This is a genomic window from Succinimonas amylolytica DSM 2873 (genome assembly GCF_000378405.1).
Classification (GTDB): Bacteria; Pseudomonadota; Gammaproteobacteria; order Enterobacterales; family Succinivibrionaceae; genus Succinimonas; species Succinimonas amylolytica.
In genome coordinates, this window is record NZ_KB899636.1 from 206,401 (window position 1) to 224,192 (window position 17,792).

The following is a 17,792-nucleotide window of genomic DNA, read 5'->3' on the forward strand; positions in this document are numbered from 1 at the left end:
TCTGCTTCTGAATGGTTGAAGTCTGCTTCTGAATGGTTGAAGTCTGCTTCTGAATGGTTGAGGTCTGCTCTTGAATGGTTGAGGTCTGCTCTTGAATGGTTGAGGTCTGCTCTTGAATGGTTGATGTAAGTTTTTCGATTAACGAATAAAGGTTGTCCAGTTTGGAAGTGTCAGTATCGTGCTGATTAGCAGGAAGATTGTTATTTGTGATCTTCGCTTCCATTGCAAATTCCTTCAACACATCCCGATTTTTGTGTGCGATATGGTACGGATTCACCAGCACTTTTGTCAAGAATCCCCGAAGCCATAAAAAGAAGGTTTAAGACCTAATACTAAAAAAACACCTGAAAACAGCTTAATGGTTTCAGGTGTCCTATTCCTTAATTCAGAACCGATACTGCTATTTATTGTCTGATGCTGGAGCCATGGCATGCACTACCTTGTCCAGAACCCCGTTTACAAATTTGTGGCTGTCCTGAGCTGCAAATTTCTTGGCAAGAAGAATAGCTTCACTGATTACTACTTTGAAGGGAACCTTCTTTTCAAAAAGAAGCTCATAAGTAGCCAGTCTCAAAATCGCCCTGTCAACAGAATCAAGATCATCCGCCTTTCTTGAAAGATACGGAATATAGGCAGCATCAATTTCATTAAGGTGCGAAACCGTGCCAGTCAGCAGTTCATGAAAATAATCCTTGTCCGTGTCATCGCCAAACGGCTGATCCTCAAGGAACTCCTCCTCAATTATCTCCGGGAGTTCATTATTGATGCTCCACTGATAGAGCGCCTGCATGGCAAAATGTCTTGCCTTGTGTCTGGGACCCTGACTCACAATAACCCTCTTAAATCAAATCTGTTTTAACACATTAATCATCTCAAGGGCGGCATTTGCAGCCTCCGCCCCCTTGTTGCCGCCCTTGGAACCGGCACGAAGAACAGCCTGCTCCAGATTATCGGTGGTAAGCACTCCGAATGCCACCGGAACCTCTTCTTCCAGCATTACCTGGGTCAGGCCCTTGGAGCTTTCATTAGCAACAACCTCAAAATGATAGGTATCACCGCGAATAACCGAGCCCAAAGCTATAATGGCATCCACGTTTCCTTTCCTGGCTTTGGCAATTTTCTTTACTGTAAGGGGAATTTCAATAGCCCCCGGTACCCGTACCAGCGTGATGTTCTCATCCTTTACCTGACCAATTCTGGTGAGTACATCCAAAGCTCCGCTTACAAGGTGCTCATTAACCAGACTGTTAAAACGGGAAACCACAATTACCACTCTGGCTTCCGGGGCAGCCAAATTGCCTTCAATAACCTGCATATATTCAAGCTCCTTAATCATTCACCGTATTTATTTTAACATATATATCAGTCAGAGTTTTACCGGAAGAGAACGGGTAAGCAACTTCATAAAACAAAGACACAAGTCATCATGACCGATTTCTTTATTAACAGGTGATTTGTTTTACATAAAGCCATTACCGAGAAGAAATTCCTCGGTAATACCAGATTTTCCTGATTTCTGGTAAGAGCCCGAAACTTTGGAAACACCATCCTTACAGAAAAGAAGTCGTTCCACATAACGGCCCAGAATATCTGCCTCAAGATTCACAATCATTCCCGGAACCCATGAAGAAACAGTCGTTACCGAGCCGGTATGGGGAATAAGTGTCAGTCTGAAACGATCCGGCAGTACCTCATTTACCGTAAGACTGATACCATCAACAGTCACTGATCCCTTGTGAACAATATATCTGGCAATATTCTCATCCAGAGTTATCCACACCTCCCGCACCTCTCCTTTGGCGGTTATTGACAAAATCTCACCGATGGCATCCACATGCCCCTGAACTATATGACCTCCCATTCTTCCCGATAGAGACATAGCCTTTTCAAGATTAATCACCTTTCCCGGTGCCGCCTTTTTAAAGCTAGTACATGACAGGGTTTCCAGAGACAGGTCGGCTGTAAAAGTATCCCTGGTGAAGGAGGTTACAGTAACACAGACTCCGTTGCAGGCAATAGAATCACCGATTTTAACATCTGAAAAATCAAGTCCAGGTGCGTGAACTGTCATCACCGCACCATTTCCGGATTTTTGGAAGGATTTTATAATTCCCAATGCTTCGACTATTCCTGTAAACATGACATCTCCTTAAAACGGCAGGTAATTCTCACATCCGGCCCACAGCGTGACACATCACTGATGAAAAGCTCTGGCACATCATTCATGGACGACAGGTGCAAAGCATTAAATGCGGACACCGCATCCGCCCCCATGATTTTCGGAGCAACATAAAAAACTATTTCATGCGCCATGCCATGTCTGACTATATCTGAAACCAGTCCCCGGCCGGCTTCAATCATCACATTACGAACATTAATGGAATTCAGGTACCGGAACAGATGCCGGAAACTAATATGTGCAGGATTGTCAAATGCCGCAGGAACCTTTAAAACCGTAATACTGTCAGAAATTATTTCTGACTTAACAAGGTCAGAATCTCCGATTCTAACCACCATGATCGCCCCCGGACACCGGAACAGATTTTCATTAAAAGTAATGACGCAGCTGGCATCAATAATTATACGGAGAGGCAAAAAGCCAGGATCGGCTGGAAATAATTCTCTCACCTCTGACGGAAGCTCCTGCCATCTAACGTTAAGAGAAGGATCATCTTTCAGCACAGTATTGGCAGAGGAGAGAACCGCCTGATGCCTGGCCCTCATTCTCTGAACATCGTGCCGGGCTTCCTCAGATGTAATCCATTTGCTCTCTCCGTTGGAAAGAGCCACCCTGGCATCAATACTCATACCGTACTTTACTGTAACATAGGGCATTCCTGTAACAATAGAATGAAAAAAGGCTCTGTTAAGCTCGCGAGCCTCGTTTTCATAAAGCCCAAAAGACACGGAAACCCCGGCCTCCTCCAAGATTCTAAAGCCCCGGCCGCTTACCAGTGGATTGGGATCCTTCATGGCTGCCACCACTCTTGATATTCCGGAATTTACCAGTCCCACAGCACACGGTGGAGTTCTGCCATAATGAGAACACGGTTCGAGAGTAACATAGGCTGTGGATCCCTTCACATCCTGATGTCTGACACCCGCATCTTTTAAAGCCATCACCTCGGCATGAGGTTCCCCGGCACGGTGATGCCACCCCTCCCCGATAATCTCGTTCTTCTTAACAATAACACAGCCCACTGCAGGATTGGGTAATGTGGTGTAAATACCTCTTTCAGCAAGCGCAAGTGCTCGCTTCATAAACGTGCAGTCCAGTTCTGAAAATCCCGCGGTCTCAGACATACAGTCCCTCAATCAACAAACAACAGTCAAAACAGCAATTTAAACCAGTCAGCAGTTTCCGGTTATCTGTTTTAAACCATCAAATTTCAGCAGTCCTCTGATTTATTGTTCTTTTCCATGGCCTCAATAGCCCTGCTGAAATCCTGAATAGTAGCGAAGCTCAGGTAAACCGAGGCAAAACGGATATAGGCTACTGAATCCAGGCGGAAAAGCTCATCCATCACAAATCCCCCCAGATCCCGGGATTTTATCTCCCGTTCCCCTGAAGCTCTGAGTCGCGACTTGATGGCATTTACTGCCCGATCAATGCTATCCACTCCCACCGGACGCTTTTCAAGAGCCCGCAGCATTCCAACCCGGATCTTGTTCTCATTAAAGGGCTCTCGGGAACCATCAGCCTTAACAATAAGGGGCATCCGGATATCAGCCTCCTCCAATGTCGAAAAACGCTGATGACATGAGATGCATTCCCGGCGTCTTCTGATTTCGGTACCGTTATTAATGGTTCTGGTATCGACAACCCGAGTATCGGCCGCATCACAAAACGGACAACGCATAACAACACCTGCTTACCAACAAAAAAACTCTTTGAGAATTACTATAACCACGGGCTCCATATATTACCACACCCTAGGCTTTGGAAATATTATCCCCAAAGTTTTGCGACAACTAGACGCCATATCTGGAAACGGCATTGCCAGGAAATTCCGAACAAACGTGCCGCAAAAAAAACAGAAAACAAAAATACTGAGGATAAAGAAAAGGAACCGCTACAAACAACGATTCCTTTCAGTGAACTCAAGTTAATCTGTAATAGTAATCAATTAAGCCTGCTGATAAACAGGGAACTTCTTGCAAAGATCGAGCACCTTTGCCTTGACCTGAGCTTCAGTCTCTGCAGCCTTGTCAGAACCAATACTGTCCAGAACGTCGCACATCCAGCCGGCAAGATTAACAAATTCAGCCTCTCCGAAACCGCGTCTAGTAGCAGCAGGAGATCCGATTCTCAAACCGGAAGTAATAAAAGGCTTTCTCGGATCATTCGGAACAGAATTCTTATTCACAGTGATATTAGCACGACCAAGAGCTTCCTCAGCGTCCTTTCCGGAAAAAGGCTTTTCGATAAGATCAAGAAGGAACAGATGGTCATGAGTGCCGCCGGAAACCACTTTGTAGCCGCGGGACATAAACACACCGGCCATAGCCTGTGCATTGACCAGAATCTGCTTCTGATATTCCTTGAACCACGGTTCCATTGCTTCCTTGAAAGCTACAGCCTTGGCGGCAATCACGTGCATCAGAGGACCACCCTGGGTAGCCGGGAAAATTGCGGAATTGAGCTTTTTATAAATCTCTTCATCACCACAGCAAGAGAGAATAATACCGCCTCTGGGGCCACCCAGAGTCTTATGAGTGGTGGTGGTTACAACATGAGCATACGGCAAAGGAGAAGGATAAAGACCTGCTGCTACCAGACCGGCAACATGAGCCATATCAACGAAAAGATAGGCACCTACCGCATCGGCAATCTCACGCATCTTTTTCCAGTCAACAATCCCGCTATATGCAGAAAAACCGGCAACAACCATCTTCGGCTGGCATTCCTTAGCCTTTGCCAGCACATCATCGTAGTCGATTTCACCCTGATCATTAACACCATACTGTACAGAGTTGTAAATCTTACCAGAGAAGCTTACCTTGGCACCATGAGTGAGGTGTCCGCCATGAGCAAGACTCATTCCCATAATAGTATCGCCGGGCTTTACCAAAGCCATATATACGGCACTGTTAGCCTGAGAGCCGGAATGAGGCTGAACATTGGCATAATCGGCACCGAAGAGCTTCTTGGCCCTTTCAATAGCGAGCGCTTCAACCTTATCGACAAAATCGCAGCCGCCGTAGTAGCGCTTCCCGGGGTATCCTTCAGCATATTTGTTGGTAAGCTGAGAGCCCTGAGCTTCCATTACGATTTTGCTGACGTAATTTTCAGAAGCAATAAGCTCAATGTGCTCCTCCTGACGCAGGTTTTCACCACTGATGGCTTCCCAAAGATCCTTATCGTATTCTGCGATACTTTTTGCTGGATTAAGCATTTATATCTCCAATAATCGTTACTAACGACAGCCTTCCGGCACATAACAAAAAAACAGGTACATTTTACTTGCTTTAGTTAACAATTCATAGAAAAAGATTGAAAAACTTCCCCTAGAGAATCACCAGACCAACCACGCCCCGAAAATGCTGATTTTTGCTCCAAAAATGTGGTTTTTGCCCAAAATTTGGGCCAAAACACCCAGTTTTAAGTTAAAAATGAAACATAACAGGCCGTTTTAAGATAGAATACACGAACCGTGATTATCAGATGATAATTTTCGGTATCCTGCTGAGTACCCATCTCCATTTATGGGTATTCCGGCTGGTGATGTCCTCGTCTTAACGCGAAAGCGCGAACACTGCTGCAAGCCGCCAGCCAGATCTCTATCTGTCAGCGCCGGTTTTGTAGTCTCTACGGGAGTATATGCATGAGCCACCGTATTCTGGTTCTTAACGGACCAAATCTGAATATGCTCGGCATTCGTGAACCTGGCATTTACGGTTCGGACAATCTTTCAGATATCGAAGCACGATTAAAGAAAATAGCTGATCAGCATCAGGTCGCACTGGACATGTTTCAGTCTAATGCGGAATTTGAACTAATAAACCGCATTCATAGTGCCATGGGCAAGTATGACTTCATACTCATTAACCCGGCGGCCTTTACCCATACATCTGTTGCAATACGTGACGCCCTTCTGGCAGTTAACATCCCTTTCTTCGAAATTCATATCTCTAATGTCCATGCCCGTGAAGAATTCCGTCATCATTCTTTCCTTTCCGATAAAGCCCAGGGAGTAATATGCGGCTTCGGAACAAGGGGGTATGATTACGCTCTTTACGAAGCTATTGCCAGGATCCTGAATTAACTTTAACTTAACGTAAGAAGAACACTATGCAAATTGACATCAACAAAATTTCTCGTTTACTCAAGATTGTCTCCGAATCCGATATTGCAGAGCTTGCTCTCAGAGAGGGAGAAGAAGAAATCAAAATAACCAGACACTCAGCATCTCAGATTCCGGTGCAGGTTCAGCCTGTTCAAATCCAGCCCCATGCTCAGATGGCTCCTGCCATGGCAGCTCCGGCAGTCCCCGCAGCTCCAGCCGCACCGCAGCCAGCCCAGGCAGCATCTCAGGAATCTGGACACATTATGAAATCACCGATGGTGGGAACCTTCTATCGTTCTGCCAATCCTGAAGCCAAGGCATTTACTGAAGAAGGAAGCACCGTCAAGGAAGGTGATATCGTCTGTATTATTGAAGCCATGAAAATGATGAACCAGATCGCCGCCGATAAATCCGGTGTCATCAAAAAGATCCTTGTTGAAAACGGGGCTGCTGTTGAATTTGATCAGCCACTGTTCATTATTGAATAACCGGGGATCTTTTAGATGGCAAAAATAGAGAAAGTTTTAATTGCTAACCGGGGAGAAATTGCGCTGCGTATCCTCAGGGCATGCAAGGAAATGGGAATTAAAACCGTTGCGGTATATTCCACGGCCGACAGAGATCTCAAGCATGTCAAGCTCGCTGATGAGGCCGTTTGCATCGGACCTGCTCCCGCCAAGGAATCCTATCTGAATATTCCCTCCCTTATTGCCGCTGCGGAAGTCACCGGAGCAAATGCCATTCATCCCGGATATGGCTTTCTTTCAGAAAGCGCTGATTTTGCAGAAAGAGTTGAAAAATCCGGATTTACCTTCATCGGTCCCCGCCCGGAAACAATCCGCCTTATGGGAGACAAGGTATCAGCAATTGAAGCCATGGAATCTGCCGGAGTTCCCTGTGTTCCCGGCTCAGGTGTGCTGACTGACGATGATAACGAAAACCGCAAAATCGCCAAAAAGCTGGGTTACCCGGTAATAATCAAATCAGCTGGCGGCGGCGGCGGTCGCGGCATGAGGGTAGTACGAAAGGAAGAGGATCTTATCGATGCCATAGCTCTGACCAAGAGAGAAGCTGATTCGTTCTTCAATAACCCTAATGTGTTTATGGAGAAGTTTCTGGAAAACCCCAGACACATCGAATTCCAGCTCCTTTCTGACGGACAGGGACATGCTGTATGTCTCGGCGAGCGCGACTGCTCCATGCAAAGAAAGAACCAGAAGGTTATCGAGGAAGCGCCGGCTCCGGGCATTACCGAGAAGCAGAGAAAGGATATTGGAGACCGTTGCGTCAAAGCCTGTATTGAAACCGGATACCGAGGGGCTGGTACCTTTGAGTTCCTTTATGAAAACGGTAAATTCTTTTTCATCGAAGTCAATACCCGTGTTCAGGTAGAGCACCCGATCACCGAACAGGTAACCGGAATTGACATTGTCAAGGAACAGATAAAGATTGCCGGAGGAAATTTCCTCACGTTTAAGCAGTCAGACGTCAAAATCAAAGGCCATGCCATTGAATGCCGCATCAATGCCGAAGATCCGGCAACCTTTATTCCATCACCCGGGAAGATCACCCGTCTTCATACACCAGGCGGTCCGGGAATACGATGGGACTCCCATATCTACGAGAGTTACTCCGTTCCTCCGTACTATGATTCAATGATCGGCAAGCTCATTGCCTGCAATGACAACAGAGCACTGGCCATCGCCCGTATGAAACAGGCTCTTAATGAGCTCATTGTTGACGGCATCAAGACCAATATTCCGCTTCTGACAGAACTTATGGAGGACGAAACCTTCAACAAAGGCGGATTCAACATCCATTATCTGGAACATCGTCTTGAGCAGAAAAAATAACGGCAAAACAAGGAAATGACGTAATTTAAGAAATTTCTCATCTCCTGCTATTATTATGATAGTACTCCGAATACTTGGTATTACCAATGTTCGGGGTACTTCTTTCAAAAGGAAACACAATTCTCCCACGCAAAACAAGAGAATACCCTATCTGTCTTATGTTTATTACAATCTTTCACCAATCATCCGCAAAATCCGCCTCCCCCTCCTAAAAAGTCCGGCTTTATCAGAAAAAACGTGATCATTTACGGATTTTGTGAACTTATACACTTTTATCTCTATCCCATAAGGATATACTCAGACTATCCTTTTATCTAACTTGGGATTCAGAAAGATAATGTTTAATAAGATTCTTTTAAGTGCAGTATTGGCAGGTGTAGTCGGCCTCACCGGCTGTTCATCTGAAGGTGGTTCAAGCTCTGGTAGCAGTGACGGCGGTGCCGATGTTTTCGGTACTCAGATTTACCTCCGCGGTGAAATGAATGACTGGGCTGTAGGCAGTCAGTATAAGGTTCAGAAGGTATCTGACAAGGTTTATATGGCTTCTGCAGAACTCAACGTTGACTGGGCTCCGTACAAATTCAAGTTTGCAGATTCCAACTGGACTGCCGGCACCAACTTCGGCTACAAGGATCAGCCTGGTATCTATGAATTCGGCGGCGATCCGGTAGTTCTTAATCCGAAGTCAATTTTCGAAGAAGTTAAGTTCACTCCTCCTGAGAATGGTATCTATGACTTCTACATTGATGTTACCGGCGAAGCTCCTGTAACCTATGTTAAGAAGCACGGTGAATAATTCACAGTCCTTTTTATAAAGAGAACCCCTGCGTTGCAGGGGTTTTTTATCACCAACCTAAAGCACATACTCTCTAAAAACAAAAAAATCAAAACTCCCTCAAAGATTCCAGGACGATTATCTCTTTACCACAACATTACCGGTATTAGCCAAATGACTGCAGAAGAACTTATTGAAAGCTACGTTAACTACATATCGGGAGAAAAGAATCTCTCAGAAGCCACATGCAGTACCTACACCGGCTATATAAAGGAATTTCTCTCCTTTCTGAGAGGAAGAGTTTCAGGAATTACTGATTTTACTTCCGATGATGTGCACAGCTTCATAAGATTCAAGCAGAAGACAGTGCCGGAAAAAGACCCCCACGACAGATTCACCAGATGCGGACAGAAGGAAATAAAATCCCGTACAATTACACTAATCCTGTCCAGTATCAGATCTCTTGTAAAATTCGAGATCATCGAAAAACTCCGAAACGACAACCCCATGGAGAACTATACGTCCCCCAAACTGGAAAAACGTCTTCCAACCTTCAAAACCGAGGAAACCGTTCTAACTCTAATAAACTCCCCTTCTGAAGATTCCTACGATGCACTTCGGGAAAAAACCATGCTCACGCTACTCTATGCTTCAGGACTCAGATCTTCTGAGCTTCTGAACCTTGAATACAAGAATATCAACTTTACAGGACAAACCCTGAACATAGTTGGCAAGGGAAACAAAAACCGCGTCATACCTTTTTCCGAAAACACTCTAAACCTTCTGGAAAAATACATCAAAGAAACCCGCGCCCGGGCTGGTAACGTCACAAACTATGTGTTCGCAAATCCGAAAACCGGAAAGCCATTCACCAGAATGTATCTCTATAAAACCATTCAGAAGCATGCCAAAGAGAAACACCTGCCCCACATCTCAGCACACGTATTAAGACATTCCTTTGCGTCGCATTTACTGGAAAACGGAGCAGATCTAAAATCTATCCAGGAAATGCTGGGACACTCTTCACTGAAAACCACCGACATTTACACGCAAACACTCCATAAAAGTCTGATAGCAAAATACAAAAACGCACACCCCCGGGCTTTCATTCGCCACGAAAACGAAGATTCTGATGATGCAGGAAGTTAAAAACGAGATTTCACCGCTGAAAACAGCAGAATTTCCCAACAATGAAAGTGAAAAGCGCTCATATTCACCATGATTAGTTACGCAATTAAGTAAAGTTTGAATGCTTTCACTAAATTAAAAAGTTCTTTACTATAAAATCGTGTAGATAAACTGAGTTAACGTTTAACAGGAGAATCCTAAATGGCAAGATCTTCGGGATTGGTCTATTCCCTGGTCAATGCACATCTGATAACGTCAGACAAGGGACGAGAGGTTGAGGACAATGCCACAAAAGAAGGCATGCCGATAGTCACCTATGTGGTGAACAACAAAATTGTAAGTTCTGAGGATCTTCGCAAGATCCTGGAACGCGAATACGGATATCCCTATCTGGATTTGGATCAGATTGACGTAACGGAGATCGGCGACAAATACCTTAACGAAAAACTGATCGTCAAGAATCATGCTCTTCCGGTGTTCGTACAGAACAAAACTCTGTATCTGGCCATGTCGGATCCTACCAACGTTCAGGCTCTCGACGACTTCGGCTTTACATACGCCATGCACACAGACACCCTTCTGGTGGACGAGCTTAAACTTCAGAAGGCCATTGGCAAGCTATTTTCCAACGCTCTGGATGAACTCGATGTCGGTCTGTCCGAAGGAGACCTGGCAGATCTAGAAACTGAGGACGTAGATGCTAATGTTGCCAATGACCCAACAGAAGAAGGAGACGAGGCTCCGGTAGTAAAGTTTGTTAACAAGCTTCTTCTGGATTCAATAAAGAAAGGCGCTTCCGACCTGCATTTCGAACCCTATGAAAAGAAATACCGGGTAAGATTCCGTATCGACGGCATTCTTCACGAAGTTGCCACTGCCCCGGTATCACTGGCATCAAAGATATCCGCCCGTATCAAGGTTATGTCACATTTGGACATCGCCGAAAGACGTGTCCCCCAGGACGGTCGTATCAAGCTGAAGGTATCTCCGACCAAGAGTATGGACATGCGTGTTAACACCCTGCCGACTCTTTGGGGTGAAAAGATCGTAATGCGTATCCTTGACTCCTCAGCTGCCAAGCTCGATATTGAAAAGCTGGGTTTTGAGGACGAACAGAAAGAAAAATATCTGGAGGCCCTGGCAAAACCTCAGGGACTTATTCTGGTAACTGGCCCTACCGGTTCCGGAAAAACCGTATCTCTCTATACCGGACTCAGCATCCTCAACACTGTAGAAACAAATATTTCAACAGCAGAAGATCCGGTAGAAATTAACCTTGAAGGTATCAACCAGGTACAGATGAACAACAAGGCAGGGCTGAACTTCGCCAGTGCCCTGAGAGCGTTCCTCCGACAGGACCCAGACGTAATCATGGTGGGCGAGATTCGAGACCTGGAAACAGCAGAGGTTGCCATAAAAGCAGCAGAAACCGGACACCTGGTACTGTCAACACTGCACACCAACTCGGCTCCGGAAACCCTGACCCGTCTTATAAACATGGGTGTGGCAGGGTTTAACATTGCAGCTACGGTAACCATAATCATGGCACAGCGTCTTGCCAGAAGATTATGTGAGAAATGTAAAATTCCGGACAATGTACCGGAGTCACAGCTTCTGAAAATCGGTTATACTCAGGAAGAAATTTCTAAGGGCCTGAATATTTTCAAGCCCAATCCCCAGGGTTGTGACGCCTGCTCTGGCGGTTACAAGGGACGTGTGGGCATTTATGAAATTTTCAAAATGTCCGAAAATCTGGCACAGCTTATTATGGAAGGAGCCAACTCCATTCAGATTGCGCAGGAAGCCGAAAAGGAAGGAATGGTTCCTCTCAGAAAATCCGGTCTTAAAAAAGTTGCACAGGGGGTTACGAGTTTATCGGAAGTATTCCGAGTAACCTCGGCCTAAAAATCTTAAGGAATGAAATAGTATGGCAGTTAAAAGCAAAGATTTTATCAACTATAAATGGGTTGGTCAGAACCGTCGCGGAAAGGTGATCAAGGGTTCTGTTTGTGCCCGCAGTGTTGAGCTTGTTAAGGCGGATCTCCGGAAGCAGAACATTCAGGTAACCGAAGTCAAGGAACAGAAGAATCTTATGGGCGATGGTCCGAAGATCAAACCCATGGATATCGCTACCCTGACCCGGCAGATTGCTACTATGCTTTCTGCAGGCGTTCCCTTAGTGCAGTCTATCGAGCTCCTGGCTCAGAGCCATGATAAAGTTGCCATGAGAAAGATGCTGGCAAAAATGTGCGAAGATGTTTCTTCGGGTACCCCTTTCAATCAGGCCCTAAGGAAATTTCCTTATTATTTCGATAAGCTGTATTGCGACCTTGTACAGGCAGCAGAAGCTTCCGGTGCTATGGAAAAGATTTTTGACCAGCTGGCTACCTACAAGGAAAAAGGCGAGCTCCTGAAATCCAAGATCAAAAAAGCCATGATGTACCCGACAGTAATCGTGATCATTGCGACAATTGTAACTGGTATCCTGCTCGTATACGTAGTTCCGCAATTTGAGGACATGTTTAAAGGATTTGGCGCCGAGCTTCCGGCATTCACCCAGTTCGTGGTTAACTGTTCCAGATTCCTTCAGGCATGGTGGATGGTTATCCTTCCGATACTCATTATCGGCGGCGTGGCGTTCTTACAGGCATACAAGAGAAGTCAGAAGTTCCACGACAATGTTGACCTGGCCACCCTCAGTATTCCCGCCGTCGGAAACATTATTGAAAAAGGCTGTCTTGCCCGTTTCGCATCAACCCTGGCTACCACCTTTGCGGCCGGTATTCCGCTGGTGGATGCCCTCCTTTCTGCAAAAGGTGCAGCTGGCAATGCCAAGTATGCCCAAGCCATTGATGACGTAAGAAGCGACGTAATGGGAGGTATGCAGCTCAATACCGCCATGAAGGCCACTCAGGTGTTCCCAGCAATGCTGAATCAGATGGTAATGATCGGCGAAGAAGCTGGTTCCCTAGACAGTATGCTTAACAAGATTGCCAGCATTTACCAGGCTGAGGTAGACGATGCAGTTGACGGTCTCTCTTCAATGCTGGAGCCAGTAATCATGGTATTCCTCGGTGTGGTAATCGGCGGCCTCGTAATCGCCATGTACCTCCCGATATTCACCATGGGTAGCGTTATTAAATAACAGCCTGGTGAAGAAGCTTAGGGCTCTGCCTTTGGGTAGGGCCTTTTTGATTAATATATTAGATAACAATCATGAATTATTTTACAAACATCATACTTACCATGGAACAAAACCCCTGGTTTTTCTACCTCTGTATAACAACAGTAGGTCTTATGGTGGGAAGCTTTTTAAATGTGGTTATCTACAGGCTTCCTATCATGATGGAACGAAATTTTGAGGAAGAATATCAGGATTACTTCCATCCAGAGGCTGAGCATCCTAAAAAAGAAAAATTTAACCTGATGGTTCCAGCTTCACACTGTCCGAAATGCAATCATAAGATCTCGGCATGGGAAAACATTCCTATACTCAGCTATCTTATTCTCAGGGGCAAATGCCATAAGTGCGGGCTTCCCATATCTATACGGTACCCAATCGTTGAAGCTTTCACTGCCATTATGACGTTCGTTGCAGCATATCACTTTGGCCCATCTGTTGCGGCACTAGGAGCGGTATTCCTCACCTGGTGTCTAATAGCCATATCCGGCATAGATTTCGACAAAATGCTGATTCCCGACGAAATTGTTCTGCCGCTCATCTGGATTGGAATTCTTTTCAATATCGCAGGAACCTACACAGATCTTGAAAGTTCAGTAATCGGTGCAGTTACAGGATATATGATTCTTTGGTGTTTCTACTGGGGATTTAAGCTCTGCACCGGAAAAGAAGGGATGGGGTACGGAGATTTTAAACTAACAGCATGTTTTGGAGCATGGCTGGGATACAAAATGCTTGGCATAGTGATAATAGGTTCTGCGCTTGTTGGTGTCATAGCAGGCATTTCATCAATGCTAATCAAAAACAAAGGAAAGAGCAAACCAATACCGTTTGGGCCGTACATTGCGCTGGCAGGTTTTATCGGAATGCTCTATGGAGAGAAGATCAATGACTGGTACATCCAGTTTGTCATGTATTTACGAAGTTAAATTCTAAGCGAGAATTTCCATAAAAACGTTAAACATGAAACTAATTTTTAGAAACCATCCCATTTATGCGTTGATTTTTTTTTCTTACCACTTTGTTCTGCCAGGTGATCTTTTTTCTTTTGGCGGCTGATCGGTTTTTGGCTTGTTTTTGCTCCCTTTGAGCCGTCCAAGAGAGCTCTTTTTCGGAAGTTTGATCTTTCTCTCTGAACTGTTTCCTCTTTCAAGTTCTTTTTCGTATTAGGTCTAAAGTCAGCACTTTAGGCCTTCTTAAATCTTAATTGATTCGAAACACATCCTTTGTATCAATTGTCGATTCGTGCGCAGGTCTTAAAAATGTTAACCAGATCATAAAACAGTAAACATGGTGTAGTAACACGTTGCAATTCTGTCAGCAATATTAGATAATGTTAAATGTGTTAGGGAGAATCCCTGGCCATCCTTAACAAAGGATTTGTTAATCAACGTAAAAGGATTTACAGAAATGAAAAAGTCTAAAGGTTTTACCCTCATTGAATTAATGATCGTAATCGCTATCATTGGTATTCTTGCTGCAATTGCTCTTCCTGCATATGCCCGTTACATGGCTCGTGCTCGTTTCACCGAAGTAACTTCTGCTGTTGATGGCGTTAAGAAGCAGGTTGAACTCTGTATTTTTGATACCGGCCCTGCTTTCACTGCTAGCGCTGTAATTGCTGCAGCCGACTGCAAGAACTCCAATAACGGAAATGGATGGCGCATTGGTTCTGCTGGTGCTTATGCAACCAAGTACGTATCCACAATTACAGTTGCCAATGGTACAATAACTGCACAAGCTAAAAATACTAATGGCTTGCAGGGTGCCAAGTTCGAGGTTCGGCCTTTCTTTGGTGCTGCAGACAATGGTGTTATTGATTGGAAGAGAAATGATACCAACTCAGATTGCATTACAAAGGAACTGTGCTAGTAATTAACTTTTAGTATTATCGAAGCATATAGTAATAGAACGGCTCGACTCGAGCCGTTTCTTTTTTTATTATTAAACAAAGTAATAATTAGTTTATAGTACTCATGCCAGACAATTTATCTCCTTTCATATTTATGAAACTATCCTCACTTAACACCAAAGAAATCATTTATTTTATTCTTTTACTTTTTTTAAGTTTATTGTTAAGCCATTCTATTTTTGAACCACTAAAAAAATCGATATTAGTACCAATTGATGGGGCAAACAACTCTATATTAATCAATTTAACTTATTTATTAAAAGATGGTGATTTCACATTAAAATCGTACGATCAGCATAACACTCTCCAACAAAATACTAGCAAAAAAATTATATTAAAAAAACATACAATAACAGATAATAATCACAAACAAGAATTCATAGATTTTGAATCTTACGCAATAGATATCCCTATTCTAAACTCACACAAAATTGAAATTGAACTGAATACTGATGACAATCTTGTTTACATAGATGAAATTATAATTAACAACAGATCCATTTCTTTAAATGATTTTATCGCTAATGCAAAATCAACTTCGAAATTACATATTGGAAAATTTAAGGATGGTGCTTCAGCAGGAATTGTTATAGGTTCAGAAGATAAAAGCACCGTAATAGATATAACAAACGTTCTTAACCCTGTAAAGGTAACATCTGAAGAGCTCAAACAAATCAATGATGAGCAGTTGCTATATAACATTTTATTAAGAGCTTTTTGTTTTGTCACAGTTTTTTTGATATGTTATATCATCAGCATATCTTTAAAAGCTTTTAATAAGGAATCTTATAGATCAATATTCGTTATCATTCTTATTTTTATAGCTCTAACACTCTCAATTACAAATTCTTATTACCTGTTATTCGAGAATTCATTTCATAATAGCAACACTTTCTTTAAAGATGAAACCAATACATTTTTATCTACAACCCAATCAAACATTCTAATTTTTTTACAAAATTTTGGCACTCTCATTTGTTTGTTATCATTGCTATTAATTTCTATATTTTTCATAAAGAATCGTATTATAAAATCAATTATAGCAATATCATCGGTAATAATTTTAGCAATCCTAATCATCGATAACTGCTTATTAAATGTTCTTAACGTTCGCTTAAATTTTAATATGGCAGGACACGCCACTGAAACAAAATATTTTGACGATTTTATATATAGCTACATGATTTCAGATAGCGGGTTTCTAATGTGCGCAGGATTCATAACTTTCGTCATAACCGGTTTTTCTGGGATATTTGTAACAATAGAAAAGGTCTCTCTTCGCAAATTAGCTAGCTACTTATCAATTCCCATAGCTTCACTAACTGTATGGGGTGTTTATCCAACTGATCCGGAAGATTTCGACTTTACGTATCTGAATCCATTCCAGGTAAATGGTTTTTGTTTTCAAAAAATGGGGAATTTCTATAGCACATACTCTGACAATTACAGCAAACGCAATAATTTGACTATTAGTTACAAGTCTGAACAAGGACTTAATCAAAAGAAGAATATTATTTTGGTACTTGTAGAATCATGGGGCTGCAACTTTACATACGTCTGCGGCACCGGCCCCTCTAAGATGCCCAGCATAGAAGCACTCGCCAAAAACAACGCTTTTTTTGATAACTATTATTCAATAATACCGTCAACGAGTTTTTCGTTGTTGTCAATAATTAAATCTGTACCTGTAATCAACATTGCCTGGGATTTACCTATTGAAACAGAAACGAGTTCAAGTATTTCCATACCCAAAAGCTTCAATAAATCATATTCTAGAATGCTTCATTCACAAAACGATTTAATCAGCACATTTAAATCTAACAACTATAAAACATCATTCATTTCATCAACTGATCATGTCTTTGGCATGAGAGATATTATCAAACAAACAAATTTTGATGAGGTTATTGATACTTCAAACCCCGGTTTTGCAGGTATAACAGAAAGATTTACCTTTAACAGTGTAAACGATCAAGAATTATTCAAATTCATTATCACTAAAATTAAATCTGAAGCAGATAAACCATTTTTTTATGTAACAAAAACTGCAACCAATCATACTCCATTTAATTCACCTTTAGGTTTTAACAACCTGGATAAAGCTTTTGAATATACAGATCAGGAAGTTTACAGATTTGTAAAACAGCTTGAGGCTATTGATTATTTCAAAAACGGCATTGTTATCCTTGTCGGAGATCATCATGCATGGGGTGCAGACGGTGCCAAAAGAAATAATAATGAACCTACATTTATTAACAAAGTCCCTCTGATTATAATTGACGGAAAGAATCAAGGCAGTATTAATCACACGCAATTTTCTCATGCCTCCCTGGGAGTTTTGCTACAATATCTGGAACTTCCCACATATAAGTTCAATCAATTTAACACCAACCCATTGATTGATAACGCTGAATCGGAGATTATTTTTGGTTATGACTTTGGAGCCATGACTTATCTTGAGGTCAAAAAAGACGACAGAAGCAATACCATAATACTCGACGGTGATGACTCATACTTCAAGGATGATAATATTTTCACACCTGAAGAAATGGATGAGATCCTCGGATATGTGGCATATTTTCGTATGTAGGCTGACTGTAATTCTATTTGTCTGAATTACAGTAAAGACGTCCAAACGGACAGTGCCCTGACATTT

Annotated in this window: 17 protein-coding genes and 1 pseudogene; 10 read left to right on the forward strand and 8 right to left on the reverse strand. The window is 43.0% G+C overall.

Annotated features, from left to right (window positions below):
* From F557_RS22875 to glyA, 7 genes and pseudogenes are all read right to left on the reverse strand, one after another.
* Positions 1–223, reverse strand: a pseudogene (locus F557_RS22875) (hypothetical protein); the annotation flags it as partial.
* A gap of 177 nt (positions 224–400) precedes the next feature.
* Complete coding sequence (gene nusB / locus F557_RS0100940) at positions 401–829, reverse strand: transcription antitermination factor NusB (protein ID WP_026297667.1); 429 nt, start codon at positions 827–829, stop codon at positions 401–403.
* A 15-nt stretch (positions 830–844) separates the two neighbouring features.
* Positions 845–1,315 (reverse strand): 6,7-dimethyl-8-ribityllumazine synthase, encoded by a 471-nt coding sequence (gene ribH, locus F557_RS0100945; protein ID WP_026297668.1) that lies wholly within the window; start codon positions 1,313–1,315, stop codon positions 845–847.
* 144 nt (positions 1,316–1,459) lie between these two features.
* A complete protein-coding gene (locus tag F557_RS18300) occupies positions 1,460–2,140 on the reverse strand; it encodes a riboflavin synthase (RefSeq protein ID WP_019000397.1) in 681 nt (226 codons plus the stop codon).
* Positions 2,125–3,303, reverse strand: a complete 1,179-nt coding sequence (gene ribD / locus F557_RS0100955; RefSeq protein WP_019000398.1) for a bifunctional diaminohydroxyphosphoribosylaminopyrimidine deaminase/5-amino-6-(5-phosphoribosylamino)uracil reductase RibD — start codon at positions 3,301–3,303, stop codon at positions 2,125–2,127. Before ribD ends, F557_RS18300 begins: the two co-directional genes overlap by 16 nt.
* Before the next feature lie 86 nt (positions 3,304–3,389).
* On the reverse strand, positions 3,390–3,860 hold the full coding sequence (nrdR, locus tag F557_RS0100960) for a transcriptional regulator NrdR (RefSeq protein WP_019000399.1): 471 nt from the start codon (positions 3,858–3,860) through the stop codon (positions 3,390–3,392).
* A gap of 267 nt (positions 3,861–4,127) precedes the next feature.
* The gene (gene glyA / locus F557_RS0100965) at positions 4,128–5,396 is read right to left on the reverse strand and encodes a serine hydroxymethyltransferase (RefSeq protein WP_019000400.1); all 1,269 of its coding nucleotides are present in this window, start codon (positions 5,394–5,396) and stop codon (positions 4,128–4,130) included.
* Positions 5,397–5,819: 423 nt separating this feature from the next.
* Here glyA and aroQ point away from each other — a divergent pair, with 423 nt between their 5' ends.
* The 8 genes from aroQ to F557_RS0101010 all read left to right on the forward strand — a co-directional run bounded on the left by aroQ (position 5,820) and on the right by F557_RS0101010 (position 14,153).
* On the forward strand, positions 5,820–6,266 hold the full coding sequence (gene aroQ / locus F557_RS0100975; RefSeq protein ID WP_169335184.1) for a type II 3-dehydroquinate dehydratase: 447 nt from the start codon (positions 5,820–5,822) through the stop codon (positions 6,264–6,266).
* A gap of 32 nt (positions 6,267–6,298) precedes the next feature.
* The gene (gene accB / locus F557_RS0100980) at positions 6,299–6,775 is read left to right on the forward strand and encodes an acetyl-CoA carboxylase biotin carboxyl carrier protein (RefSeq protein ID WP_026297669.1); all 477 of its coding nucleotides are present in this window, start codon (positions 6,299–6,301) and stop codon (positions 6,773–6,775) included.
* 15 nt (positions 6,776–6,790) lie between these two features.
* A complete protein-coding gene (gene accC / locus F557_RS0100985) occupies positions 6,791–8,140 on the forward strand; it encodes an acetyl-CoA carboxylase biotin carboxylase subunit (protein ID WP_019000404.1) in 1,350 nt (449 codons plus the stop codon).
* A gap of 337 nt (positions 8,141–8,477) precedes the next feature.
* Positions 8,478–8,936, forward strand: coding sequence for an early set domain-containing protein (locus tag F557_RS0100990; protein ID WP_019000405.1), 459 nt, complete (start codon positions 8,478–8,480; stop codon positions 8,934–8,936).
* A 153-nt stretch (positions 8,937–9,089) separates the two neighbouring features.
* Positions 9,090–10,064, forward strand: a complete 975-nt coding sequence (locus tag F557_RS18305; RefSeq protein WP_019000406.1) for a tyrosine-type recombinase/integrase — start codon at positions 9,090–9,092, stop codon at positions 10,062–10,064.
* Positions 10,065–10,244: 180 nt separating this feature from the next.
* The gene (pilB, locus tag F557_RS0101000; protein WP_019000407.1) at positions 10,245–11,948 is read left to right on the forward strand and encodes a type IV-A pilus assembly ATPase PilB; all 1,704 of its coding nucleotides are present in this window, start codon (positions 10,245–10,247) and stop codon (positions 11,946–11,948) included.
* 22 nt (positions 11,949–11,970) lie between these two features.
* Positions 11,971–13,188: a type II secretion system F family protein gene (locus F557_RS0101005; protein ID WP_019000408.1), complete on the forward strand. Its 1,218-nt coding sequence runs from the start codon at positions 11,971–11,973 to the stop codon at positions 13,186–13,188.
* A 71-nt stretch (positions 13,189–13,259) separates the two neighbouring features.
* Positions 13,260–14,153, forward strand: a complete 894-nt coding sequence (locus tag F557_RS0101010) for a prepilin peptidase (protein ID WP_026297670.1) — start codon at positions 13,260–13,262, stop codon at positions 14,151–14,153.
* Between the two features lie 47 nt (positions 14,154–14,200).
* Here F557_RS0101010 and F557_RS22085 read toward each other — a convergent pair whose 3' ends face one another.
* Positions 14,201–14,377, reverse strand: a complete 177-nt coding sequence (locus tag F557_RS22085; protein ID WP_157617712.1) for a hypothetical protein — start codon at positions 14,375–14,377, stop codon at positions 14,201–14,203.
* Positions 14,378–14,634: 257 nt separating this feature from the next.
* Here F557_RS22085 and F557_RS0101015 point away from each other — a divergent pair, with 257 nt between their 5' ends.
* On the forward strand, positions 14,635–15,096 hold the full coding sequence (locus F557_RS0101015) for a pilin (protein ID WP_019000410.1): 462 nt from the start codon (positions 14,635–14,637) through the stop codon (positions 15,094–15,096).
* Between the two features lie 104 nt (positions 15,097–15,200).
* Positions 15,201–17,726: an LTA synthase family protein gene (locus F557_RS0101020; RefSeq protein WP_084761328.1), complete on the forward strand. Its 2,526-nt coding sequence runs from the start codon at positions 15,201–15,203 to the stop codon at positions 17,724–17,726.
* The last annotated feature ends 66 nt before the right edge of the window (positions 17,727–17,792 follow it).

Excerpts from the sequence above, each read along its gene's own strand:
- ribH (WP_026297668.1), bottom strand. The coding sequence starts at position 1,315 with ATGCAGGTTATTGAAGGCAATTTGGCTGCCCCGGAAGCCAGAGTGGTA.
- F557_RS18300 (WP_019000397.1), bottom strand. The coding sequence starts at position 2,140 with ATGTTTACAGGAATAGTCGAAGCATTGGGAATTATAAAATCCTTCCAA.
- ribD (WP_019000398.1), bottom strand. The coding sequence starts at position 3,303 with ATGTCTGAGACCGCGGGATTTTCAGAACTGGACTGCACGTTTATGAAG.
- nrdR (WP_019000399.1), bottom strand. The coding sequence starts at position 3,860 with ATGCGTTGTCCGTTTTGTGATGCGGCCGATACTCGGGTTGTCGATACC.
- glyA (WP_019000400.1), bottom strand. The coding sequence starts at position 5,396 with ATGCTTAATCCAGCAAAAAGTATCGCAGAATACGATAAGGATCTTTGG.
- accC (WP_019000404.1), top strand. The coding sequence starts at position 6,791 with ATGGCAAAAATAGAGAAAGTTTTAATTGCTAACCGGGGAGAAATTGCG.
- F557_RS0100990 (WP_019000405.1), top strand. The coding sequence starts at position 8,478 with ATGTTTAATAAGATTCTTTTAAGTGCAGTATTGGCAGGTGTAGTCGGC.
- F557_RS18305 (WP_019000406.1), top strand. The coding sequence starts at position 9,090 with ATGACTGCAGAAGAACTTATTGAAAGCTACGTTAACTACATATCGGGA.
- pilB (WP_019000407.1), top strand. The coding sequence starts at position 10,245 with ATGGCAAGATCTTCGGGATTGGTCTATTCCCTGGTCAATGCACATCTG.
- F557_RS0101005 (WP_019000408.1), top strand. The coding sequence starts at position 11,971 with ATGGCAGTTAAAAGCAAAGATTTTATCAACTATAAATGGGTTGGTCAG.
- F557_RS0101010 (WP_026297670.1), top strand. The coding sequence starts at position 13,260 with ATGAATTATTTTACAAACATCATACTTACCATGGAACAAAACCCCTGG.
- F557_RS0101015 (WP_019000410.1), top strand. The coding sequence starts at position 14,635 with ATGAAAAAGTCTAAAGGTTTTACCCTCATTGAATTAATGATCGTAATC.
- F557_RS0101020 (WP_084761328.1), top strand. The coding sequence starts at position 15,201 with ATGCCAGACAATTTATCTCCTTTCATATTTATGAAACTATCCTCACTT.